Origin of the sequence: Pedococcus bigeumensis (genome assembly GCF_039531795.1) — a bacterium.
Taxonomy (GTDB): Bacteria; Actinomycetota; Actinomycetes; order Actinomycetales; family Dermatophilaceae; genus Pedococcus; species Pedococcus bigeumensis.
The window spans coordinates 985442-1008595 of the sequence record NZ_BAAAQS010000001.1; the positions used below are offsets into that span (position 1 = coordinate 985442).

The 23154-nt window shown below is 72.0% G+C and carries 18 protein-coding genes; 15 read left to right on the top strand and 3 right to left on the bottom strand.

The annotated features are described in order from the left end of the window. Nucleotides 1–82 precede the first annotated feature (82 nt). From ABD262_RS04770 to ABD262_RS04780, 3 genes are read right to left on the bottom strand one after another with little or no spacing between them, the layout of a single operon-like run. The gene (locus ABD262_RS04770; protein ID WP_344131938.1) at nucleotides 83–2470 is read right to left on the bottom strand and encodes a transglutaminase TgpA family protein; all 2388 of its coding nucleotides are present in this window, start codon (nucleotides 2468–2470) and stop codon (nucleotides 83–85) included. After that, on the bottom strand, nucleotides 2467–3729 hold the full coding sequence (locus ABD262_RS04775) for a DUF58 domain-containing protein (RefSeq protein ID WP_344131940.1): 1263 nt from the start codon (nucleotides 3727–3729) through the stop codon (nucleotides 2467–2469). The genes ABD262_RS04770 and ABD262_RS04775 overlap by 4 nt, the downstream gene beginning before the upstream one ends. Nucleotides 3730–3738: 9 nt before the next feature. Beyond that, nucleotides 3739–4764 (bottom strand): AAA family ATPase, encoded by a 1026-nt coding sequence (locus tag ABD262_RS04780; protein ID WP_344131943.1) that lies wholly within the window; start codon nucleotides 4762–4764, stop codon nucleotides 3739–3741. Between the two features lie 438 nt (nucleotides 4765–5202). Between ABD262_RS04780 and mraZ the strand changes: the two genes are divergently transcribed. The 15 genes from mraZ (at nucleotide 5203) to ABD262_RS04855 (ending at nucleotide 23126) form a co-directional block, all read left to right on the top strand. Next, nucleotides 5203–5634, top strand: coding sequence for a division/cell wall cluster transcriptional repressor MraZ (gene mraZ, locus ABD262_RS04785; protein ID WP_344131946.1), 432 nt, complete (start codon nucleotides 5203–5205; stop codon nucleotides 5632–5634). A gap of 251 nt (nucleotides 5635–5885) precedes the next feature. After that, nucleotides 5886–6875 (top strand): 16S rRNA (cytosine(1402)-N(4))-methyltransferase RsmH, encoded by a 990-nt coding sequence (gene rsmH / locus ABD262_RS04790; RefSeq protein WP_344131949.1) that lies wholly within the window; start codon nucleotides 5886–5888, stop codon nucleotides 6873–6875. Beyond that, nucleotides 6872–7516, top strand: coding sequence for a cell division protein FtsL (ftsL, locus tag ABD262_RS04795; RefSeq protein ID WP_344131952.1), 645 nt, complete (start codon nucleotides 6872–6874; stop codon nucleotides 7514–7516). The genes rsmH and ftsL overlap by 4 nt, the downstream gene beginning before the upstream one ends. Before the next feature lie 348 nt (nucleotides 7517–7864). After that, nucleotides 7865–9649: a peptidoglycan D,D-transpeptidase FtsI family protein gene (locus ABD262_RS04800; RefSeq protein ID WP_344131955.1), complete on the top strand. Its 1785-nt coding sequence runs from the start codon at nucleotides 7865–7867 to the stop codon at nucleotides 9647–9649. Nucleotides 9650–9711: 62 nt separating this feature from the next. After that, a complete protein-coding gene (locus ABD262_RS04805) occupies nucleotides 9712–11256 on the top strand; it encodes a UDP-N-acetylmuramoyl-L-alanyl-D-glutamate--2,6-diaminopimelate ligase (RefSeq protein ID WP_344131958.1) in 1545 nt (514 codons plus the stop codon). Beyond that, nucleotides 11253–12764, top strand: coding sequence for a UDP-N-acetylmuramoyl-tripeptide--D-alanyl-D-alanine ligase (locus ABD262_RS04810; protein ID WP_344131961.1), 1512 nt, complete (start codon nucleotides 11253–11255; stop codon nucleotides 12762–12764). Before ABD262_RS04805 ends, ABD262_RS04810 begins: the two co-directional genes overlap by 4 nt. Continuing rightward, nucleotides 12761–13843 carry a phospho-N-acetylmuramoyl-pentapeptide-transferase gene (mraY, locus tag ABD262_RS04815; protein ID WP_344131964.1) on the top strand — a complete coding sequence of 361 codons (1083 nt, stop codon included), beginning with the start codon at nucleotides 12761–12763 and terminating at the stop codon, nucleotides 13841–13843. The genes ABD262_RS04810 and mraY overlap by 4 nt, the downstream gene beginning before the upstream one ends. Beyond that, nucleotides 13840–15324: a UDP-N-acetylmuramoyl-L-alanine--D-glutamate ligase gene (gene murD / locus ABD262_RS04820; RefSeq protein ID WP_344131967.1), complete on the top strand. Its 1485-nt coding sequence runs from the start codon at nucleotides 13840–13842 to the stop codon at nucleotides 15322–15324. The genes mraY and murD overlap by 4 nt, the downstream gene beginning before the upstream one ends. A 2-nt stretch (nucleotides 15325–15326) precedes the next feature. Continuing rightward, nucleotides 15327–16607, top strand: coding sequence for a putative lipid II flippase FtsW (gene ftsW, locus ABD262_RS04825; RefSeq protein ID WP_344131970.1), 1281 nt, complete (start codon nucleotides 15327–15329; stop codon nucleotides 16605–16607). Next, nucleotides 16607–17722: an undecaprenyldiphospho-muramoylpentapeptide beta-N-acetylglucosaminyltransferase gene (murG, locus tag ABD262_RS04830; protein WP_344131972.1), complete on the top strand. Its 1116-nt coding sequence runs from the start codon at nucleotides 16607–16609 to the stop codon at nucleotides 17720–17722. The genes ftsW and murG overlap by 1 nt, the downstream gene beginning before the upstream one ends. Then, nucleotides 17719–19155 (top strand): UDP-N-acetylmuramate--L-alanine ligase, encoded by a 1437-nt coding sequence (gene murC, locus ABD262_RS04835; RefSeq protein ID WP_344131975.1) that lies wholly within the window; start codon nucleotides 17719–17721, stop codon nucleotides 19153–19155. The genes murG and murC overlap by 4 nt, the downstream gene beginning before the upstream one ends. 125 nt (nucleotides 19156–19280) lie before the next feature. After that, the gene (locus ABD262_RS04840; protein ID WP_344131978.1) at nucleotides 19281–19955 is read left to right on the top strand and encodes a cell division protein FtsQ/DivIB; all 675 of its coding nucleotides are present in this window, start codon (nucleotides 19281–19283) and stop codon (nucleotides 19953–19955) included. A 366-nt stretch (nucleotides 19956–20321) separates the two neighbouring features. Continuing rightward, nucleotides 20322–21575 (top strand): cell division protein FtsZ, encoded by a 1254-nt coding sequence (ftsZ, locus tag ABD262_RS04845; RefSeq protein ID WP_344131981.1) that lies wholly within the window; start codon nucleotides 20322–20324, stop codon nucleotides 21573–21575. Between the two features lie 121 nt (nucleotides 21576–21696). Then, a complete protein-coding gene (pgeF, locus tag ABD262_RS04850; protein WP_344131984.1) occupies nucleotides 21697–22422 on the top strand; it encodes a peptidoglycan editing factor PgeF in 726 nt (241 codons plus the stop codon). Next, nucleotides 22419–23126: a YggS family pyridoxal phosphate-dependent enzyme gene (locus ABD262_RS04855; RefSeq protein WP_344131987.1), complete on the top strand. Its 708-nt coding sequence runs from the start codon at nucleotides 22419–22421 to the stop codon at nucleotides 23124–23126. The genes pgeF and ABD262_RS04855 overlap by 4 nt, the downstream gene beginning before the upstream one ends. Nucleotides 23127–23154: the final 28 nt, after the last annotated feature.

Below are 23154 nucleotides of genomic sequence, written 5' to 3' on the forward strand. Positions count from 1 at the left end.
CGCACCGCGAGTCGACGGCAGGGCCCAACGTCCCGTCGTCCTTCCTCACGGCCGCCTCGCGACCGGGTATGCCGCCCGAGGGCTACGCGCGGTAGTCGCGGCGGGCGTCGCGCCAGTCCTGGAACCGGTCGAGCGGGCGGCGCACCAGCCGCGCCACGGCGGCCCGGCGGTCGCGCCACTCGAGCAGGCCTTCGGTCGGCCACCACGTGGCCCGCAGCCGGTCCTTGCGACGCCGTACCCCGGAGACGGCCTTGACGACGGCCTGCGTGTCGACGCGGATGTCGGTGACGGTCGAGCCGGGAGGGGCGTAGCGCGAGCGTTCCACGCCGGAGACGACGCGGCGCAGCGCCTCGGTCTGGTCGCCCTCGAGGTAGGCCTCCCGCTGGTAGAACCGGCCGGCCTGCCGCGGCGTGCTGCCCCGTGGCGGGATGACGCCGAGGTCGCCGAGCCGCTCGGTCATCGCCTGCCACTCGATCTCGACCCGCGTCGACTCGTCCGGGGCGTGCCGCAGCCTGCGTCGGAACCGGCTCCGAGCCGCCAGGGGGACGGCCAGCGACCCGAAGAGGCCGACGACGATCCCGAGCAAGATCCAGAGGACAAGGCTACGGGTCCGAGGGCCGAACCAGCCGGCGAACCCCGAGTCGCTCCCGGTGGTCTTGGTCGGGTCGGTGGCACCGGGGTCGTTGCGCCCGTCCGGGCGGGTCGGGGTCGAGGTCGCCCCACCCGTCGCGGTGCTGGTCGAGGTGGGGTCGTTGCCTGGGGTCGTGGGCGCCAGCGAGTAGGGCGGGGCGACCGTGCTCTGCGTGCCGGACGGCGTGGGCTCGAACCGCAGCCAGCCGATCCCCTCGAAGTACAGCTCGGGCCAGGCGTGCGCATCGGAGCCCCGCACCGTGTAGGTCCCGCGGTCGGCCGTGCCGGGCAGGAAGCCGATCGCCATGCGGGCGGGGATCCCGGCCTCGCGCGCCATCATCACCATGGCCGTGGCGAACTGCACGCAGTAGCCGACCTTGCTGCGCAGGAAGAGGGTGATCGCGTCGGGGCGCTCGTCCTGTCCGAGGTCGTTCTTCACCGTCTCGGGGAGGTCGAGGGAGTAGCGGAACCCGCCGTCGGTGCGCAGGTACTTCTGGATCGCGCGAGCCGCCTCGATCCGGGTCGCATCCTGGGGCACGACCTCGCTGACCGTCTTGCTGACGATCTCCTGTGACTCGGGGTCGACCCGCAGGTCCTGGCGCAGGAAGCCGCCGGTGGGTGCCTGCCGCGACTGGGCGAGGGACTGCTGGGTCGGGTTGAGAGCCAGGTAGGTGAAGCTGTAGGAGCTGACCGAGCGGGTGACGACCGCGACCGAGGTGTTGCGGTCCAGGCCCCAGCTGACCCGTCCGAGGTCGGCGGTCACGAGGGGAGTGGGCGCTGCGATCTGCGGCGCCTCGATACGGGAGTCCTCGACCGAGATCCGGTAGGTCTCGCGGGGCACGTCGTCGCCGAGCTCGCCCGGCAGGGGCACCGAGGTCAGCCGGCCGTAGTCGACCTCGTCGCGCTCGGGTCGCCAGTTGTCGCCCTCGTAGTTGTCGAGCACGCCGACCCGCAGCGGCGTCAGGATGGCGGCATTGGTGGTGTAGCTGAGGACGGGCGCCTTCGACAGCGTCTTGAGGCTCTTGGTCAGGTCGAGGGTGGACTTGAGCCCGACCTGCCCGTCGGTGAACCCGGTGGCCTCGTTCGACCGGCCCAGGCCGTCGATGAGGTAGCGGGTGGGGAAGTGGGGGATGACCACCGGCACGACCACGGCGGCCACCAACCCCGCGACAGCCAGGCTCCGTCCCACCGCGGCGTAGCCGTACGCCCCGTCGTTGTCGTCGGTGGTGCGTCGCCCGGTGGTGCTCATCGGCACGGTGGTGCTCCACCGCCGGAGCGAGGCGATGCCCTGGCGCCCCAGCATGAGCAGCCACAGGCCTCCTGCGGCCACGAAGAACATGGGGTGCAGCGAGTTCCCCGAGTTGGAGGCCGAGATGAGGAACGCGGTCAGCAGGGGCAGCCCGGCCAGCGCGGGGGAGCGACGCATCACCGCGAGGTGGTCCACGACGACCGCGACCACCCCGATCGCCAGCCCGATGGCCAGGGTGATCCCGCGACCGGTCGGTGCGGGGGCGGCGTAGTTCTGGATCGTCTCGCGGGCCTCGACCAGCAGGTTGTTGAAGGCCAGGACGGTGTCGCTGTAGGGCAGGCCGTACCAGAGGTGGCCGCGCCCGTAGATCCACCCGGCGGCGAGGACGATCCCGACGAGCTGCGCACCGGCGATGGCCACCCACGAGCTGGTGAGCATCCGGCCCACGACCCCGACCACGACGACGGCGAAGACCATCGCCAAGGTGGGTCGGATCCAGGTGCTGGGCGTGAAGAGGGTGGTGAGCGGCCAGGCGACGACGGCAGAGCACGCGCCGGCGATCAGCGAGTCGGCGAGGCGGCCGCGGGTCATGCCGCACCCACTCGTCGCGTCGACCCGGACAGCACGCCCCAGACCGAGGGCAGGTCGTCACTCGCCCCGACCACGGCGACCGTCCACCCCGCCCCGCGGAGCACGGGGACGCAGGTGAGCTCGTCGCTGCTCCCCGGTCGGTGTCGCCGGGTGGCGGTGAAGCCGTCGGGGTCCAGGACGATCGCCAACGCGGTGCCGCCGGGCTGGCGCAGGGAGGCCACCCGACGAGCGAGCTCCTCGTCGAGGTCGGTGACGACGGCGAGCACCAGGCCGCCGGAAGCCGTGACCGGGTGGGCGGACTGGAGCACTTCGGCGAACTGGTCGTCGGTGCCGGTCTCGGCCATCGCCAGCACATCGAGCAGCGGGTCGACCTCCATCGCGCTGGCGGCCCGGCTGTCCTCAGCGGTCTCGTCGCTGATCAGGTGCACGGCATACCCCTGGTCGAGCAGGTGCGCGGCGACGGAGGCGCACGCGGTCACGCTCCACTCGAACGACCCGGAACTGCCCGAGCCGTGGTGCCCACGGGCCCGCGAGTCGAGGACGATCGCGGCACGACGGCGCGCCGGGCGGTCCTCCTGGCGCACCATCAGCTCGCCGGTCTTGGCCGTGGCGGGCCAGTGGATGCGACGCAGGTCGTCGCCGTCGCGGTAGGAGCGGATGGACACGTCGTCCTCGCCGTGGAGGGCGACCATGTGGGGGATGGCGCCCTCGGCGCCGACACCGCTGCCGGGGGGCTGCCCACCACCGAGCGGGACGATCTTGGGCAGCACGAGGACGTCGCTCGATCCGGAGATGGCGGCCACCCGCGTGCTCAGGCCGAAGGGGTCGCGCAACCGCACGCCGAGCGGTCCCAGCCGGTGCCTGCCGCGCACGTGCGAGCGCACCGAGTAGTGCACCTCCTGCCGGTCACCACGGCGCAGCCGCGGGACGACGAACCGGGGCCGGTCACCGAGGGCGTAGTCCAGCTGTTCCTCGGCCATCAGCAGGGGACTGGCGCCACCACCCGCGTTCTCGATGGCCAGCGTGACGAGGGACTGCTCGTCGACCTGGATGCGGCCGGGCACCGCGGTGCGCTCGAGCGCGAACCGCAGGTCGTGCCGACGCATGAGCAGGCCACTGAGGAGGGGGAGGGCGACGAGCAGCACGCCGATGCGGGTGAGGTCGGTGAAGCCAAGCCCGATCCCGCACAGCACCAACGTGATTCCCGCCGCGACGAACGCACGACCTCGGGTCGTGAGCAGGTCTCGGAGTCGACGCACGGCGACGCCTCAGCGGCCGGAGGCCGGGACGGGCACCCGTCGCATGAGGTCCTGCAGGACCTCTCCGGTGCTGCGTCGCGCGAGCTGCGTCTCACCGGTGGGGATGATGCGGTGGGCCAGCACCGGCAGCACGATCGACTGCACGTCGTCCGGCAGGACGTGGTCGCGTCCTTCGAGGGCAGCGTGCGCGCGGGAGGCTCGCAGCATGTGCAGCGTCGCGCGGGGCGAGGCGCCGAGCCGCAGGGCCGAGCTCGAGCGGGTGGCGGCCGACAGGTCCACGACGTACTGCTTGATCGCGTCGCTGGTGAACACCGAGCGCACCGCCCGCACCATGGCCGACACCGTCGCGGCGTCGGTCACCGGCTGCAGGGTCTCCAGCGGGGAGACCTGCCCGTGGCTGTCGAGCATCGCGACCTCGGCCCGCGAGGACGGGTACCCGAGGGAGATGCGGGCCATGAAGCGGTCTCGCTGGGCCTCGGGGAGGGGGTAGGTGCCCTCCATCTCGATGGGGTTCTGGGTCGCCATCACGATGAACGGCTTGGGGAGGTCGTAGGTCTGGCCGTCGACCGTGACCTGGCCCTCCTCCATCGACTCGAGCAGTGCCGACTGGGTCTTCGGTGAGGCACGGTTGATCTCGTCACCCACCACGACGTTGGCGAAGATCGCACCCGGCCGGAACTCGAAGTCGCGGACGTCCTGGTTGAACACGCTCACGCCGGTGATGTCGCTGGGCAGCAGGTCGGGAGTGAACTGCACCCGTCGCACCGAGCAGTCGATCGACCGGGCCAGCGTCTTGGCCAGCATCGTCTTGCCGACCCCGGGCACGTCCTCGAGCAGGAGGTGGCCCTCGGCCAGCAGCACGGTGATGGCCGTGTGCACGACGTCGGGCTTGCCCTCGATCACGGTGTTGATGGCCCGGGCCAGCCGTCCGGCGACCTCGGTCACCTGTCCCAGGGAGGCGGGCGACCCCGCGGGGAGGGAGAGCAGGCTCTCCGGCTTGCTGGTGCCCACGGTGGTGGGCTCTGCCTGCTTCATGGCGTCGTCCTCGTGCCTGCCTTGCACCGGCTGTCCTTCCGTCGTCCCCATGGCCGCCACGTTGCGTCCCCTCCGGGTGGTCGATCGATCTTCCCCCACAACGCACCACCAAAACAGGGGGTATGCCGTCTCGTGACCTGGGAAGCCGGCCGCAGGGGTGGTTCGGCGCCGCTCGGGCGCCGGATGGGAGCCCGTGCGGTGCTCCCGGGCGAGGTGTGTCGCGGTGGCGGCGCCCCGGCAGCGCCACAGCCAGCCGCGCCGAGACTCCGGGACAGTGATCGTCCACCACTTTCCACCACCCGTCTGACCTGCAGAAACATCGAAACAAGAGGGCCAAATGGGCCGAAGTGGCTGCGTTGGCGGGTGTCGGTGGAGTAAAGTGGGGGAATCGAGAGGACCGTGGGGTCCTCGACCGGGTCGGCAGGGGAGGTGGGCGCGATGTTTCTCGGCACACACAGCCCCCGACTCGACGACAAGGGCCGGCTCTTCCTGCCCGCCAAGTTCCGCGACCGGATGTCCGACGGGCTGGTCGTGACCCGGGGCCAGGAGCGCTGCCTCTACGTCTTCCCGATGGACGAGTTCCTCAAGGTCACCCAGCAGATGCAGGCGGCGCCGACCACCAGCAAGGCCGTCCGCGACTTCACCCGCGTCTTCCTCTCGGGCGCCTCCGACGAGGTGCCCGACAAGCAGGGCCGGGTCACCATCCCGGCCAACCTGCGCGCCTACGCGGGGCTCACCCGTGAGTGCACGGTCATCGGCGCCGGCTCCCGCGTCGAGGTCTGGGACACCACCGCCTGGAACGCCTACCTCGAGTCCACCGAGCAGGGCTTCTCCGACCAGTCCGAGGAGGTCATCCCCGGACTCCTCTGACCTGGGCGTGCCTCGCCCTGACCGAGCCCCCGACCCTTCTCACCGCCGTGCCCCTGGAGCCAGGTCTCCAGCCGCTTCGCTTCCCGGGACGACTTCCCCCGTCCCGGGCGCATCCCTTGGAGCGGATGGAGACCTGACCGCAGGACCACCCCGCCACCAGACCAGCACCAGACCAGCACCGCACCCCCGCAGCACCCCTCAGCACCCGCACCGAAGCCGCGCAGCACCAGCACCGTCCGCAGGAGATGTCGATGAACGCACGAGGAATGGCCGCCGACCGGCACGTTCCCGTCCTTCGCGACCGCATCGTCGAGCTGCTGGCCCCGGCCCTCCAGGCGCCGGGCGCCGTCTACCTCGACGGGACCCTCGGCATGGGCGGCCACGCCGAGGCAATCCTCGAGCGCTGCCCCGCCGCGCAGGTCGTGGGCGTCGACCGCGACCAGGAGGCGCTGGCGCTCGCGGCCGAGCGGCTCGAGCCGTATGCCGGTCGCGTCACCTTCGTGCACGCGGTCTACGACGACGTGCCGGGCGCCCTCGCCGAGGCGGGGGTCGACCACGTCGACGCCGCCCTCTACGACCTGGGCGTGTCCTCGCTCCAGCTCGACGAGGCCGACCGTGGCTTCTCCTACAGCCAGGACGCACCCCTGGACATGCGGATGGACCAGTCGACCGGGCTCACCGCCGCCGAGGTGCTCAACACCTACGACGCGGCCGAGCTCGAGACCGTGCTGCGCGACTTCGGTGAGGAGCGGTTCGCCCGGAAGATCGTCGCGGCGATCGTGCGCGAGCGCGAGGTCGAGCCGTTCACCACCTCGGGCCGGCTGGTCGACCTCCTCAAGAAGGTGGTCCCGGCCGCGTCGCAGAAGAGCGGCGGACACCCCGGCAAGCGGACCTTCCAGGCCCTGCGCATCGAGGTCAACGCCGAGCTGTCGGGCTGGGCAGCGGCCCTGCCGCGCGCGATCGACGCCCTGGCCGTCGGCGGGCGCATCGCGGTCCTGTCCTACCACTCGCTCGAGGACCGCATCACCAAGCGCGTCCTCACCGCCGGCGCCAAGGGCAGCAGCCCGCACGGCCTTCCGGTCGAGCTGCCCGAGCACGCGGCATACCTGCGGCTGCTGACCCGCGGCGCCGAAGAGGCGAGTGCCGAGGAGCAGGCCAGCAACCCCCGATCCGCCTCGGTGCGCCTGCGCGCCGCCGAGCGCACCCGACCGACTGTCACCACGAAGGGAACACACCGATGAGCCAGCAGACTGCGACGGCGAGGGTCGCATCTCGGGCCCCTGCCCGGAGGGTCACTCCTGCGCAACCGCTCCGGGTGGTCCCGGCGGCCGTAGGGCACCCGGGCAACGGCGTCTTCGCCGCGCTGTGCATGACCCTGCTGTGCGCGGGCCTGGTCGGCCTGCTCATGCTCAACACGGCGATGGCCGAGGGCTCGTTCACCCTGCACAACCTCCAAGCCACCTCCGGCGAGCTCGCCGACACCCAGGACGCCCTGACCCAGGCCATCGACGCCCAGCGCAGCCCCGCGAACCTGGCCGCGCGCGCCACCCGGCTCGGCATGGTGCCGGCCGACTCGGCCGCCTTCCTGCGGCTCTCGGACGGCAAGGTGCTCGGCGTGGCGAAGGCGGCGAAGAAGGACAACGGCTTTACCGTGGTGACGGCTCCTGCGGCGACCTCGGCGAAGGTCGCGACGACCAAGAGCACCGAGCCGTCGACCCGCGTCACGAAGAAGGGGGATGTGACGACGACGACCATGGTGGTGACCAAGCCGGACGGCTCGGTCCAGACCACGGTGACGAGTGTCAACGCGAAGACCAAGACGACGACGAGCACCACGACCACCAAGGCGAAGAAGCCGGGCATCACGCCGGCTCCCCGCTAGCCCCCACCCGACCCGACCCCTGGACAGGACGCGAGGTACCCAGTGACGCAGACCCGAGGCAGCCGCCCCGGAGCCCCGCGCCGCACTGCGCCCTCGGGTCCTCGCGTGGCCCGCCCCGGCACCCCGCACCCGAAGGTCGGTGACCCCCGCACCGCTGCCGCGGGCAAGCAGCCGGGCCCGGGCCGGGCCGCCAAGCCATCCCCGAAGCCCACCAAGCCAACCAAGCCCACCATGCCGACGACACCGAAGCCGGCGCGAGTGGGCCAGCGCCCGCCGGCGCCACCGCGGCCCCCCGGACGGCGGAAGGTCAGCCTCGACGGGTCCAGCCCGCGGCGCCGGATGCGCACCATGACGGTCGCCGTCCTGTTCATCTTCAGCATCTTCGGAGCCCAGCTGCTGCGCCTGCAGGGTTTCGACGCCTCGGCGGTCTCCAAGGACGCGCAGTCGTCGCGCACCGCGACGATCCCGCTGCCCGCGCTGCGCGGGGCGATCACCGACCGCAACGGCACGATCCTCGCCTCGAGCATCGAGCGACGCACCGTGACCGTCGACCAGACGGCGGTCAAGGAGTACGTCAAGACGGTCGACGGGGTCCGCACGAAGGTGGGCGCCGCCGGGGCCGCGGTCGACCTCTCACCGCTGCTCGGCATCCCGGTGGACACCCTCACCAAGGAGCTGACCGGCGAGGCGAGGTACCGGATCCTCCAGAAGAACGTCACGCCCCTCAACTGGCGCAAGATCTCCGAGCTCGGCGTCAACGGCATCTACTCCGAGGCGACGTCCGACCGCGTCTACCCGACCTCCACCGCGGCCTCGGCCCTCGTCGGCTTCGTGCAGTCGGACGGCTCGGCCGGTGGTGGGCTCGAGGTGCTCATGGACAAGACCCTCAAGGGCAAGTCGGGCAAGACCATCTTCGAGCAGTCGCAGGACGGCCGGCCGATCCCCAACGCCCGCTCGGAGACCATCAACCCGGTGCCCGGTCGCGAGGTGCAGCTGACCATCGACTCCGACCTGCAGTGGTTCGCCCAGAACGCCGTGGCGCAGAAGGTGATCGAGACCCAGGCGCTGTCCGGCACCGTCGTCGTCGAGAACGTCCGGACCGGCGAGCTGCTCGCCGTCGCGTCCTACCCGACCTTCGACCCCAACCAGCCGGCCCAGTCCAGCGCGAACTGGACCAACAAGGCCTTCAACGACGTCTACGAGCCCGGGTCGACCGGCAAGGTCATGACCGCGGCCGCGGCGATCGAGCAGGGCGTCGTGACGCCGTCCACCGTCGTCGAGGTGCCCAACCGGATCCACCGCGCGGCCACGGAGTTCAAGGACAGCCATGACCACCCCACCGAGTACCTCACCTTCGCCGGGGTCCTGGCGCAGTCCAGCAACATCGGCACCATCCTGGCCGGCGAGAAGGTCAAGGCGTCGACGATGTACGACTACTTCAAGAAGTTCGGGCTCGGCCAGACCTCCGGGATGGGCTTCCCCGGTGAGGGGCCGGGCCTGCTGACCAACGTCAAGGACTGGAACGGCTCCCAGCGCTACACGGTGCTGTTCGGGCAGGGCCTGTCCGTCAACGCGCTCCAGGCCGCCGGGGTGTTCCAGACGATCGCCAACGACGGAGTCCGCATCCCCCCGCGGATCGTGGCCGCCACCGGAGACGGCAAGGGCGGCTTCATCCCCGCCGAGAAGCCGGCCCCCGTGAAGGTGGTCTCGCCCCAGACGGCCAAGCAGGTGCGCGACATGCTCGAGGGCGTCGTCGGCAAGGAGGGCACCGCGCCCGAGGCCAAGATCCCCGGCTACCGCGTGGCCGGCAAGACCGGCACCGCCGACCGCTACGACGCGCGGGTCGGTGGCTACTCGGGCAAGACCGCGAGCTTCATCGGGTTCGCACCGGCCGACGCCCCCGAGATCGTGGTCGCGGTGACCCTGCAGCGCCCGATCAAGGGCTACTTCGGCGGTGTGGTGGCCGGCCCGGTCTTCCACGACGTGATGACCTACGCCCTCCAGGAGCTCCAGATCCCGCCGACGGGCACCAGCTCGCCGGTGGCGAAGATCCACGCCGACAAGACTCCCGCCGCGGGTGACCCCAGCGTGATCCGCGACCGCAGGTCGGGCGCATCCGGCGCCTCCCGCTGAGGGTAGGCTCGCTGTCCGTGTCATCACCCCGGCCGTCGTCCCCGCACGCCATGCTCCACGCCGTGGCCTCCCTCGTCCGCGGTGAGCTGGCGGGTCCCGACCGTGCGGTCACGGGGGTGACCCTCTCGTCGCAGGACGTCGTCGCGGGTGACCTCTACGCGGCGCTCCCCGGGGCCAACACCCACGGAGCGAGGTATGCCGCGGGGGCCCGCGACGCCGGTGCCGTCGCCGTGCTCACCGACGCGGCCGGTGCCGCCCAGCTCGACGCCGAGGGCGTGGACCTGCCCCGCGTCGTGGTCGAGGATCCCCGCAGCCAGGTGGGCCAGGTGGCCTCGCTGGTCTACGGGACGGTCGACCTCCCGCTGCGCCTGTACGGCGTGACCGGGACGAACGGCAAGACCACCACGGCCTACCTGGTCAACTCGGCGCTCATCGCCCTGGGCCACACCACCGGTCTCATCGGCACGGTCGAGACCCGCATCGGCGACGAGCGGATCAAGAGCGTCCGCACGACCCCGGAGGCCACCGTCCTGCACGCCCTGCTCGCGGTGATGACCGAGCGGGGCATCGACTCCTGCGTGATGGAGGTGTCGAGCCACGCCCTGAGCCAGCACCGGGTGGACGGGGTCGTCTACGACGTCGCGCTGTTCACGAACCTGTCGCAGGACCACCTCGACTTCCACCCGACGATGCGTGACTACTTCCTGGCCAAGGCCGACCTGTTCACCCCGCACCGGTCGCGCACCGGCATCGTCTGCGTGGACGACGAGTGGGGGCAGGAGCTGACCACCATCGCCACCGTGCCGGTGACCACGCTGACCTCGCTCGCCGACGTCGACGCCGACTGGCGGCTCGTGGCCGGCGAGGAGGACCCGGCCACATTCACGTTGTCCGACGGGTCGACGACGATGCACCTGCGCTCGGCCCTGCCCGGTGACTTCAACCGGGTCAACACCGCGATGGCCGCGCTGGCCCTGCTGTCCGCCGGGATTCCCGCCGCGGACGCCGAGCGGGCCCTCCTCGTCGACCCCCACGTCCCCGGACGGATGGAGCGCGTCGTGGTGGACCGGACGGCCGTGCCCGCCGGACCGGCGTCCGGCTCGGACGCCGAGCTGCCCCTCGTCGTGGTCGACTACGCCCACACCCCCGATGCGGTCGCCGCGGCACTCAAGGCGCTGCGACCCGCGACCAGTGGCTGCCTGGTCGTCGTGCTGGGCGCCGGAGGGGACCGCGACCGCGGCAAGCGCGCCGCGATGGGGCGCGCCGCCGCCGAGGGCGCCGACGTCGTCGTCGTCACCGACGACAACCCGAGGGGTGAGCCACCCGAGGCGATCAGGGCCGCAGTCCTCGACGGTGCCCGCGCCGCCGGCACCCCCGCCCGGCTGCGGGACGTCGAGGGGCGCGCGAGCGCCATCGCGCAGGCCGTCCGCGCAGCCCACGAGGCAGGGCCGGGCAGTGTCGTCGCCGTCGTCGGCAAGGGCCACGAGACGGGTCAGGAGATCGCCGGGACGGTCCACCCCTTCGACGACCGCGACGAGGCCCGGCGCGCCCTCGAGTCGCTCCTGGCCGGGGACCAGCCCGACGCGGACGGGGGAGCACGACGATGATCCCCATGTCGCTGGCGCAGATCGCCGAGGTCACCGGTGGTCGCCTGCACGGCCTCGACGACCACGCCGCCGCGTCGCTCGTCGTCGACGGACCCGTCGTCACCGACTCCCGGGAGGCCGGGCCCGGTGGGCTCTACGTCGCCCGCGTCGGGGAGCAGCTGGACGGTCACCAGTTCGTCGCGTCCGCTGCTGCGCTCGGGGCCGTGGCGGCGATGACCACCCGTCCCGTGGACGACCTGCCGTGCGTCGTCGTCGACGACATCCAGGAGGGGCTCGCGTCGCTGGCGCGCGCCGTCGTGGACCGTCACCCCGACCTGACCGTCATCGGCATCACCGGCTCGTCGGGCAAGACCTCCACCAAGGACCTGCTCGCCAGCGTGCTGTCCAGTGCCGCGCCCACCGTCGCCCCGGTCGGGTCGCTCAACTCCGAGGTGGGCGTGCCGCTGACCGTCTTCAGGGTCGAGCCGCAGACCCGGTTCCTCGTGGTCGAGATGGGCGCCCGGGGCGTCGGCCACATCGCCTACCTCACGCGAATCGCCCCGCCCCGCATAGGGATCGAGCTCAACGTCGGCTCTGCCCACGTGGGGGAGTTCGGGTCGCGCGAGGCGATCGCGGTGGCCAAGGCCGAGCTCGTCGAGGCCCTGCCCGCGACCGGCCTGGCGGTGCTCAACGCCGACGACGCCGCCGTCCGGGCGATGGCCGCCAAGACCGTCGCCCGGGTGCTGCTGGTCGGGTCGGCGGCCGATGCCGACGTACGCGCCACGCAGACCACGCTCGACGAGTCCGGTCGGCCGACGTTCCGCGTGACCACCCCCAGTGGCAGCGCAGACGTGACCCTGCCGCTGCACGGTGAGCACCATGTCGGCAACGCGCTGGCCGTCGTGGCGACCGCGCTCGAGTGTGGCCTGGCGCTGCCCGACATCGTCGCCGCGCTGGCCACCGCCACCCCTGCCTCCCGCTGGCGGATGGAGGTCACCGAGCGCCCTGACGGTGTCACCGTCGTCAACGACGCCTACAACGCCAACCCCGACTCCATGCGCGCGGCACTCAAGGCGCTCGTGGCGATGGGTGGTGGACGCGGCGGCGCAGACACCGCCCCCTCGCGCCGGACCTGGGCCGTGCTCGGGTCGATGCTGGAGCTCGGAGACGACTCCACGGCCGAGCACGACGCGATCGGCCGGCTCGCCGTGCGGCTCAACATCTCCCGGCTCGTCGTCGTGGGCGACACCGCCCGGCCGATGGCGTCGGGTGCCCAGCACGAGGGCTCGTGGGGCGACGAGGCGGTCTGGGTGCCCGATGCGGACGCCGCCTACGCCCTGCTCGCCGAAGAACTTCGGCCCGGTGACGTCGTGTTGTTCAAGTCCAGCCGCGATGCCGGACTACGGTGGCTCGGAGACAGGCTGGCCGGGAGCGGCGCAGCAGAGGGCCCGGACACCAGCAGCGCGGACGACAGCACCGACAACGCCCCGGACAACGGCGCGGACAACAGCGAGGAGGGCACGACGTGAAGGCGGTGCTGCTCGCTGCCGTCATCAGCCTCGTCGGCGCGCTGTTCGGCACCCCGATGTTCATCAAGTTCCTCGTCCGCCGCGGCTACGGCCAGTTCATCCGCGACGACGGACCGACCTCCCACCACACCAAGCGCGGCACGCCCACCATGGGTGGCGCGATCATCATCGGCTCCAGCCTCGCGGCATACGGGCTCGCGCACGCGATCACCGGCACGCCACTGACGTGGAGCGGCGTGCTCGTGCTGTTCCTCATGTCCGGGCTCGGCCTGGTGGGGTTCCTCGATGACTACATCAAGATCTCCAAGCAGCGCAGCCTGGGGCTGCGCTCCCGCGAGAAGCTCGCCGGGCAGACCCTCGTGGCGGTCGTGTTCGCCGTGTTGGTCCTGCAGTTCCCCAACACCAAGAACCGCACCCCGGGGTCGACGCACATCTCGTTCGTGCGTGACACCCCCATCGACCTGGCCTTCGCCGGCACGCTGCTCGGGCTGCTCCTGTTCATCATCTGGGCCAACATCATGATCGCGGGCACGTCCAACGGCGTGAACCTCACCGACGGCCTCGACGGGCTGGCGACCGGTGCCTCCGTGATGGTGTTCGCCGCCTACGTGCTGATCGGCATCTGGCAGGGCAACCAGAACTGCCAGACCACGCCGGGTCTCAAGTGCTACGAGGTGCGCGACTCCAGAGACCTCGCGGTGGTGGCTGCGGCTGCCATGGGTGCCTGCTTCGGCTTCCTGTGGTGGAACGCCTCACCGGCCAAGATCTTCATGGGCGACACCGGGTCCCTGGCCCTCGGCGGTGGGCTGGCCGGCCTGGCGATCACCACGCGCACCGAGCTGCTCGTCGTCATCCTGGGCGGGCTGTTCGTGACGATCACCCTCTCGGTGATCATCCAGGTCGGCTCGTTCAAGATGACCGGCAAGCGGGTCTTCCGGATGGCGCCGCTGCAGCACCACTTCGAGCTGCTCGGGTGGAACGAGGTCACCATCGTCATCAGGTTCTGGATCATCGCGGGACTCTTCGTCGCGCTCGGACTCGGCCTGTTCTATGCCGAGTGGGTGGTGGGCGCGGCGTGATCGGACGACTCGACGGCCTCACCAGCGGCAGTGCCGACTGGAGCGGCATCCACGTGGTCGTCGCCGGGCTCGGCGTGAGCGGCTTCGCCGCTGCCGACGCGTTGCACGAGCGAGGGGCCCGCGTGGTCGCGGTCGACGGTGGAGACCCCGAGGTCAACACCGCCCTGGGCGAGCGCGCCCGGATCCTCGACATCCTCGGCGTGGACGTGCGGGTCGGCCCCGAGCACGTGACGGGTATGCCGGCCGGCCGGGTGCCCGACCTCGTCGTCACCTCGCCGGGCTGGCGCCCCGACCAGCCGCTGCTCCTCGCCGCCGCCCAGGCCGAGATCCCGGTCTGGGGTGAGGTCGAGCTGGCCTGGCGGATGCGCGCCGAGGTGGGGCCCGCTCCCTGGCTGACCATCACCGGCACCAACGGCAAGACGACGACGGTCGAGATGCTCGCGTCGATGCTGCGGGCGGCGGGCCTGCGCGCCACGGCGGCCGGCAACGTCGGCACGCCCATCCTCGAGGCCGTCCTGCACCCGCAGCCCTACGACGTCATCGCGGTGGAGCTGTCGAGCTTCCAGCTGCACTGGTCGGACTCGATCGCCCCCTACTCGTCCGCCTGCCTCAACGTCGCGCCCGACCACCTCGACTGGCACGGCTCGCTCGAGGAGTACCAGCGGGCCAAGGGCAAGGTCTACGCGCGCACCAAGGTGGCCTGCGTCTACAACGTGCAGGACCCGGTGACCGAACAGCTCGTCAGGGACGCCGAGGTGCAGGAAGGGTGTCGGGCCATCGGCTTCACGTTGGGCACGCCGGCCCTGTCCATGGTGGGGGTCGTCGACGACATCCTCGCCGACCGCGCCTTCGTCGAGCAGCGCAAGACCTCCGCGGCCGAGCTGGCCACCCTCGACGACGTCCGGGGCGCCGCAGCGACGCTCGCGCCCCACAACCTGGCGAACGCCCTGGCGGCCGCAGCCCTGGCCAGGTCCTACGGCGTCGCGCCGTTGGCGGTCCGCGACGGCTTGCGGGCCTTCACCCCCGACCCCCACCGCATTGCCGACTGCGGTGAGGTCGACGGGGTCCGCTACGTCGACGACTCCAAGGCCACCAACCCCCACGCGGCGGCCGCGTCGCTGCACGCGTTCGAGCACGTCGTCTGGATCGCCGGCGGCCTGCTGAAGGGCGCCGACGTCGACGACCTCGTGCGCGACGCCGTCGGGCAGCTGCGTGGCGTGGTGCTGATCGGCGCCGATCGCGCCCGGCTCGCGGAGGCGCTGGCCCGACACGCGCCGGATGTCCCGGTCGTCGAGGTGTCGAGCACGGACACTGGGGTCATGGAGACCGTCGTCGCGCGAGCCGCGGAGCTCGCCCAGCCGGGTGACGTCGTGCTGCTGGCGCCGGCCGCGGCCTCGATGGACATGTTCCCCAACTACGGTGCCCGGGGCGACGCCTTCGCCGCGGCGGTCGCCCGCCGCGCCGGGTCCGCGGGGGAGTAGCCGTGAGCAGTACCACCGCCGCGCCCCCACGGGCGCGGAGCGCGTCGCGCGCCTCGGTGACGCAGGACGAGCAGGGCCGGGTCGGCGGGTGGCTCCAGCGGCTCGACTCGCCGGTCACGAGCTACTACGTGCTGCTCAGCGTGACCGTGGTGCTCGTGGTCATCGGGCTGATCATGGTGCTGTCCGCCTCGTCGGTGAAGTCCCTGGTGCAGACCGACAACGCCACCCCCTACGTCTACTTCCGCAAGCAGCTCCAGTTCGCGGCCATGGGCGCGATCGCCATCGTCGTCGCCTCGCGCGTGCCACTGCGGGTGTGGAAGGCGCTCTCGGTGCCGATCCTGGTGGGCGCCCTCTTCCTCCAGCTCCTCGTCTTCACCCCGCTCGGGGTGTCGGTGAACGGCAACCGCAACTGGCTCGCGGTGGGCCCGATCTCCCTGCAGCCGTCCGAGTTCGCCAAGGTGGGGCTCGTGCTGGTGGGGGCCACCGTGCTGACCGCCAAGCGCAAGCTGCTCGGCCGGATGGGGCACGTCGTCGTCCCGTTCCTGTTCCCGGTGTCAGCCGTCACGATCGGCCTGGTGCTGCTCGGTCACGACCTCGGCACCGTCATGGTGATGGGCGGCATCGTCGCGGCCCTGCTCTTCGCGGCGGGCGTCCCGCGCCGCATGTTCGTCTACGGCGGGGCCCTGTTCGGCGCCCTGGCGGTGACGATGGTGATCACGAGCGCCAACCGGCTGCAGCGGTTCGACGTGTGGCTCGGCAAGGACACCAACCCCTACGGCGGCTACCGCCAGACCCTGCACGGTCGCTATGCCCTGGCCGACGGTGGCTGGTGGGGTGTCGGGCTCGGAGCCAGCCGCGAGAAGTGGCAGTGGCTGCCCGAGGCGCACAACGACTTCATCTTCGCGATCCTCGGTGAGGAGCTGGGTCTGCCGGGCACCCTCGTGCTGCTCGGGCTGTTCTGCGCCCTGGCCCTGGTCTGCTACCGGATCGTGCTGCGGTCCGACGACACCTTCGTCCGGGTCGCCACGGCGGGCGTGATGGCCTGGATCGTCTGCCAGGCCACCATCAACATCGGCGCGGTGATCGGGTTGCTCCCCGTCATCGGCGTCCCGCTCCCGCTGGTGTCCTACGGCGGGTCCTCGCTCATGACCACGATGTTCGCCCTCGGCATGTTGCTGTCGTTCGCGCGCCAGGAGCCCGGCTGCCGTGAGGCGCTGTCGGCCAAGCCGTCGGTGGTCCGCCGCTCGCTCGCTGTCCTGCCGGGGCGCCGGGGACGTCGCTGATGTCTGCTGACACACCGTCGTCGGTCCTGCTGGCCGGTGGTGGGACGGCTGGTCACGTCTCGCCGCTGCTCGCGCTGGCCGACTGCCTGCGCCGCCGCGACCCTGACATCGTCGTCACCGCCCTGGGCACCGAGTCCGGCCTCGAGGCGCGCCTCGTCCCCGAGCGTGGTTACCCGCTGCTGACCGTGCCCAAGGTGCCCCTGCCCCGCAGGCCCTCCGCAGACCTGCTGCGCCTGCCCGGCAACCTGCGGGCCGCCGTCGCCGCCGCCGAGCAGGCCATCGAGCAGACCGGGGCCGAGGTCGTCGTCGGCTTCGGCGGCTACGTCTCCACCCCCGCCTACCTCGCGGCGCGGCGCCGCCACGTCCCGGTGGTGGTGCACGAGCAGAACGCCCGTCCGGGGGTGGCCAACCGCCTCGGGGCCCGCATGACGGACTTCGTCGCGACCACCTTCGCGAGCACGAAGCTAACCCACGCCACCGCCATCGGCATGCCCCTGCGCCGAGAGATCACCCAGCTCGACCGGGTCGCCTCGCGCCCCGAGGGGCTCGCGCACTTCGGGCTCGAGCCCCACTGGCCGACCGTGCTGGTCACCGGCGGGTCGCTCGGGGCGCAACGCCTCAACACCGCCTTCGAAGCCCGCGTGGACGAGCTGCGGGCATCGGGGGTGCAGGTCCTGCACCTGACCGGTGCCGGCAAGGAGTTCGAGGTCACCACCGGCGGGCCCGGCGCGCCTTACGTCGTCGCGCCCTACGCCGACCGCATGGACCTCGCGTATGCCGCAGCCGACCTCGTGGTGGCCCGGGCCGGCGCCAACACGGTGTGTGAGCTGACCGCCGTCGGGCTTCCCGCGGTCTACGTGCCCCTGCCGATCGGCAACGGCGAGCAGCGGTTCAACGCCGCCGACGTCGTGGCCGCCGGTGGTGGCCTGCTGGTGGAGGACTCCGCGCTGACGCCGGCGTGGATCGACACCACCCTCGTGCCGCTGGTGTCCGACCGTGACCGCCTGGATGCGATGGCGGCCGCCTCGGCCGCGACGGGGGAGCGGGGCGCCGACGAGCTCCTCGCCGACATGGTCCTGGCCGCCTACGCGAAATCCCTTGCGGGGAGACGATGAACGGCTCCAACGACCGGTTCGACTTCACCGCGCCGATCCCTCCGTTGGAGGAGCTCGGGTCGATCCACTTCATCGCCATCGGCGGCGCCGGGATGTCGGGCGTGGCCCGCGTCATGCTCGCCCGAGGCTGCTCGGTGAGCGGCTCCGACGCGAAGCAGTCGCCCGTGCTCGCCGCACTCGCCGCCGAGGGGGCCGAGGTGCACGTGGGCCACGACGCGGCATACGTGGAGGGCAAGGACACGGTGGTGATCTCCTCGGCGATCCGTGAGTCCAACGTCGAGCTCGTGGCCGCGCGCGCGGCCGGGCTCCGGGTGCTGCACCGTTCGCAGGCACTGGCCAGCACCATGGTCGACTCGCGCAGGGTCGCCGTCGCGGGGGCCAACGGCAAGACGACGACCACCTCGATGCTCACGGTGGCGCTCCAGCACTGCGGCGCCGACCCGTCGTTCGCAGCGGGCGGCGAGCTCGCCAAGCACGGCACGAACGCCCACTGGGGGAGCGGCGAGGTCTTCGTGGCCGAGGCCGACGAGAGCGACGGCTCGTTCCTGGTCTACCGGCCCGAGGTCGCGGTCGTCACGAACGTGCAACCCGACCACCTCGACTTCTACGGCAGCTTCGAGCGGGTCAAGGAGGCCTACTCGGCCTTCGCCGCGACGATCCTGCCCGGTGGCCTGCTCGTGGCGTGTGAGGACGACGAGGGCTCCCGCGAGCTCGCCCGGGTCGCCCGCGAGTCGGGCACCCGCGTGCTCACCTACGGGTGGTCGACCGAGGCCGACGTGGTGCTCAGGGGAGAGGTGTTCCGCGGCCTGATGGGACGGGTGACCGTCACCGGGCCGGACGGCGTGGACCGCAACCTGCGCATCAACATCCCCGGACGACACAACCTCCTCAATGCCGCCGCTGCCTACACCGTGGCTGTCGATGGCCTCGGCCAGGACCCGACCCGGGTCCTCGACGGGCTGTTCGGGTTCACCGGCACCCGCCGCAGGTTCGAACCCAAGGGGTCGGCGGCCGGGGTCTCGGTGGTCGACGACTACGCGCACAACCCCGGCAAGGTCGCCGCGGTCGTCAGCACCGGCGCCGAGCTCGTGGGTGACGGACGGCTCGTGGTGGTGTTCCAGCCGCACCTCTACTCACGCACCCGTGACTTCGCCCGGGAGTTCGCCGCCGCCCTCGCGCCCGCCGACGTGGTCGTCCTCATGGAGGTCTACGCCGCGCGCGAGGACCCCATGCCCGGTGTCTCCTCCCAGCTCGTCGCCGACGCGCTGCGTGAGCTGCGTCCCGACGCCGACGTCTCGGTCGTCTCCTCCTGGTCGGCCGTGGCCGGCCACGTGGCCGGCCTGGCCCGCGCCAATGACCTGGTCCTCACGGTGGGTGCCGGAGACGTGACGATGATCGGGCCCGAGATCCTGCGCGCCCTCGGTCCGTCGTGAGCCAGCACCCGGGGTCCTCGGGTTCCCGCACCACCACCCGGCCGACGACCCGAACCGCGACCCGAACCGCGACCCGGACCGGCCTCGCGTCGTCGAGGGCCAGGTTCCAGCGTCGCGCCCACGAGGTGCGCCAGCGTCCCCTCCGACTCCTCGGGTATGCCGCCGCGGCCCTCGTCGTGGTCGGCCTGCTCGGGTGGGTGGTCGGCTTCAGCCCGGTGCTGTCGGTGCGCACCGTCGAGGTCGTGGGGGTCCCCGACTCGGAGGTCGCGGCCATCCGGACGCTGGCGAAGGTGCCCCTGGGCCTGCCCCTCGCCCGGGTCGACAGTGCCGCCGTCGCGGCGCGCGTGGCGGAGCGGGCCACCGTGGCCGACGTGTCCATCGAGCGGTCCTGGCCCAGCACGCTGGTCATCCACGCCAGCCCCCGCCAGCCCTTCCTGGTGGTCAAGAACCCTCAAGGTCAACTACAGGTTGTGGATGCGACCGGGGTCGCGTACGCCCACGTGAGCAAGGCGCCTGCCGGTGTCCCGACCGTCAACGCCGCGACCCAGGCGGCCCTGTCGCCGGACGCCCTCGCGGCCGCCGTGAGCGTGGTGAAGGTGCTGCCCGCGACGACGCAGAAGCGGGTCAGCAACGTGACGGTCAGCAGCGCGAACCTGGTCACGCTGAGGATCGGGCGCACCTCCATCGTGTGGGGCGGGGTGAACGAGCCCGAGCGAAAGCTCGCCATCATGACCGCCCTGCTCAAGGGCAACCCGAAGCTGATCGACGTCAGCGCCCCGAGCACGCCGGTGACCCGCTGACCGAGCCGTCGAGGACCGCGTCATCCAGGGGTCGACCCGCGTGCCAGAATGGTGCGAATGGGGCTGGTGTGACGGGTGTGACGACTCGTCCGGACCGCGTCGGGAGAAACCGTGAAATCGGGTGAATCCGTGCTGCGACACGCGGCCGACCTTGTTGCCTGCACCCCATGCGGCGCATAGCGTCGGCGGCGTCGAGGTGGGTCGGATCCGGATCGCACGGTAACCCTCAACTAGACGTCGAGGCAACCCGACCCGCCCAGACAGCCCCACCACGCAGCACCCCATCGTCTGAACCACAGCCCCACCACGGACTTCGTCCGCAGGGACGACCACCACCAGCACCGCATTCAGGAGAGGCCCACCGCCGTGGCAGCACCGCAGAACTACCTGGCCGTCATCAAGGTCGTCGGCATCGGCGGTGGTGGCGTCAACGCCATCAACCGCATGATCGAGGTCGGCCTCAAGGGCGTCGAATTCATCGCCATCAACACCGACGCGCAGGCGCTGCTCATGAGTGACGCGGACGTCAAGCTCGACGTGGGTCGCGAGCTCACCCGCGGCCTCGGTGCCGGCGCCGACCCGGAGGTCGGCAAGAAGGCCGCCGAGGACCACGCGGAGGAGATCGAGGAGGTGCTCAAGGGCGCCGACATGGTCTTCGTCACCGCGGGTGAGGGTGGTGGCACGGGCACCGGTGGTGCGCCCGTCGTCGCCAAGATCGCCAAGGGCCTGGGCGCCCTGACGATCGGTGTCGTGACCCGGCCCTTCACCTTCGAGGGTCGTCGTCGGGCCAACCAGGCCGAGACCGGCATCGCGAACCTGCGCGAGGAGGTCGACACCCTCATCGTCATCCCCAACGACCGACTCCTCTCGATCAGCGACCGCACGGTGAGCATGCTCGACGCCTTCCGCTCGGCCGACCAGGTCCTGCTCTCGGGTGTCCAGGGCATCACCGACCTGATCACCACGCCCGGCCTGATCAACCTCGACTTCGCCGACGTGAAGTCCGTCATGCAGGGGGCCGGTTCGGCCCTGATGGGGATCGGCTCGTCCCGCGGTGACGACCGGGCGGTCCAGGCGGCCGAGCTCGCCATCTCCAGCCCGCTGCTCGAGGCGAGCATCGACGGTGCCCACGGCGTCCTGCTCTCCATCCAGGGCGGGAGTGACCTCGGCCTGTTCGAGATCAACGAGGCGGCCCGACTGGTGCAGGAGGCCGCCCACCCCGAGGCCAACATCATCTTCGGCGCGGTCATCGACGACGCCCTCGGCGACGAGGTCCGCGTGACGGTGATCGCTGCGGGCTTCGACGGGGGTGCCCCGCTGAAGCGCGAGAACGACCGCGCCATCGGCCAGATCCAGGGGTCCCAGCGCGCGGTCCAGGAGACCGCCGGGCACTCCGCACCTGCCGCGCCGGCACCTGCCGCGCCGGCTCCTGCTGCCCAGGCCCCCCAGGCCGCTCCCCGGCCTGCAGAGCCCACGCCCGTGGTCGAGGACGGCCCGGTGACGACGTCGCAGCCGACCGGGGTCGAGCCGGTCGCACCGCGCGAGCCCGCCGGTCGACCGCCGAGGACCGTCACCTTCGACGAGGGCGACGACCTCGACGTGCCCGACTTCCTGAAGTAGGCACCGCCTGACGTGAACGTCGGCGTGCGGTCGCGGCCGACTGCGACCACGTCGAGCATGATCCACGCCGACAGGGGCGCCGGACCGAGCTGGTCCGGCGCCCCTGTCGTAGGTTGGGCCGGTGTTCTACTGGCGCCAGCAGACTGGTCGTGTCTCGTGGGCCTTCACCGACCGTGAAGGCGGCCGCAGCGCAGGCGACTTCGCCTCGCTCAACCTCGGTGGCCACGTGGGCGACGACGAGGCGGCGGTCGAGGCCAACCGGCAGGTGGTGGCGACCGCCACGGGTGTGCGCCGCGACCACCTCCTCTTCATGCAGCAGTGCCACGGGGCGGAGGTCGTGGTGGCCGACGGACCGTGGGCCCAGGGTGACCCGCCACCGGCTGACGGAGTCGTCACCGCGACGCCAGGGCTCGCCCTGGCCGTGCTGGTCGCCGACTGCACGCCCGTGCTGCTCGCCGATGTCGAGGCCGGAGTCGTCGGTGCGGTGCACGCGGGCCGCCCGGGGATGTCCGCGAGGATCGTCGACGTCGCGGTCGAGCGGCTGCGCGAGCTCGGCGCCCGCGACCTGAGGGCAGTGGTCGGGCCGTCGATCTGCGCGCGCTGCTACGAGGTGCCCGAGGAGCTGCGGGCGGCGGCTGCGGCCGTGGTGCCCGAGGCGTCGGCCCGCTCGTGGTCGGGCACGCCGGCGATCGACGTGGCTGCCGGGGTCGTCGCGCAGCTGGTGGCGAACCACGTTGCGGTGCAATGGGTTCCGGGATGTGCCCGCGAGGACGAGAGGTTGTTCTCCTATCGTCGCGACGGTCGGACCGGGCGGTATGCCGGCGTCGTCGTGGCTGGCGCGCCGTGAGTGGGGCCGCCGGTCGGCGGGCCGAGCTCGAGCGCAACCTCGCGACCGTGCACGCGCGCATCGCTGCCGCCTGCGCCCTGGCGGGGCGCGACCCCGCCGAGGTGTCGTTGGTCGCGGTGACCAAGTTCTTCCCGGCCAGTGACGCGGACCTCCTCGCCGAGCTCGGCGTCACCGCGATCGGCGAGAACCGCGACCAGGAGGCGTCGGCCAAGGTGGCCGAGCTGGCCAGGCGTGCCGACCTCGAGGTGCACTTCATCGGGCAGCTCCAGACGAACAAGGCGAGCTCCGTGGTGTCGTATGCCGACGTCATCCAGTCGGTCGACCGCCCCAAGCTCGTCGCCGCCCTCGACCGCGCCGCTGCGGCGCGGGGAGTCCGGCCCGCCGTCCTGGTCCAGGTCTCCCTCGACGAGCCGCCCGCACGCGGGGGGGTCGAGCCCGGGGGAGCCGCGGCCCTGGCCGACCAGGTCGCCGCGAGCGAGCACCTCGACCTGCGGGGGGTCATGGCGGTGGCGCCGCTCGGGGGCGACGCCGGAGCGGCCTTCGCGCGCCTCGCAGAGGTGGCCCGCGGCATACGGGAGTCGCATCCCGGGGCCTCCTGGGTCTCGGCGGGCATGAGCGGTGACCTCGAGGCCGCCGTCGCGCAGGGCGCGACACACCTGCGTGTCGGAAGCGCAATCCTCGGTTCTCGCGAGTCACACCGGTAACTTCAGTCCCGAAGAAGGTGACCTCGCG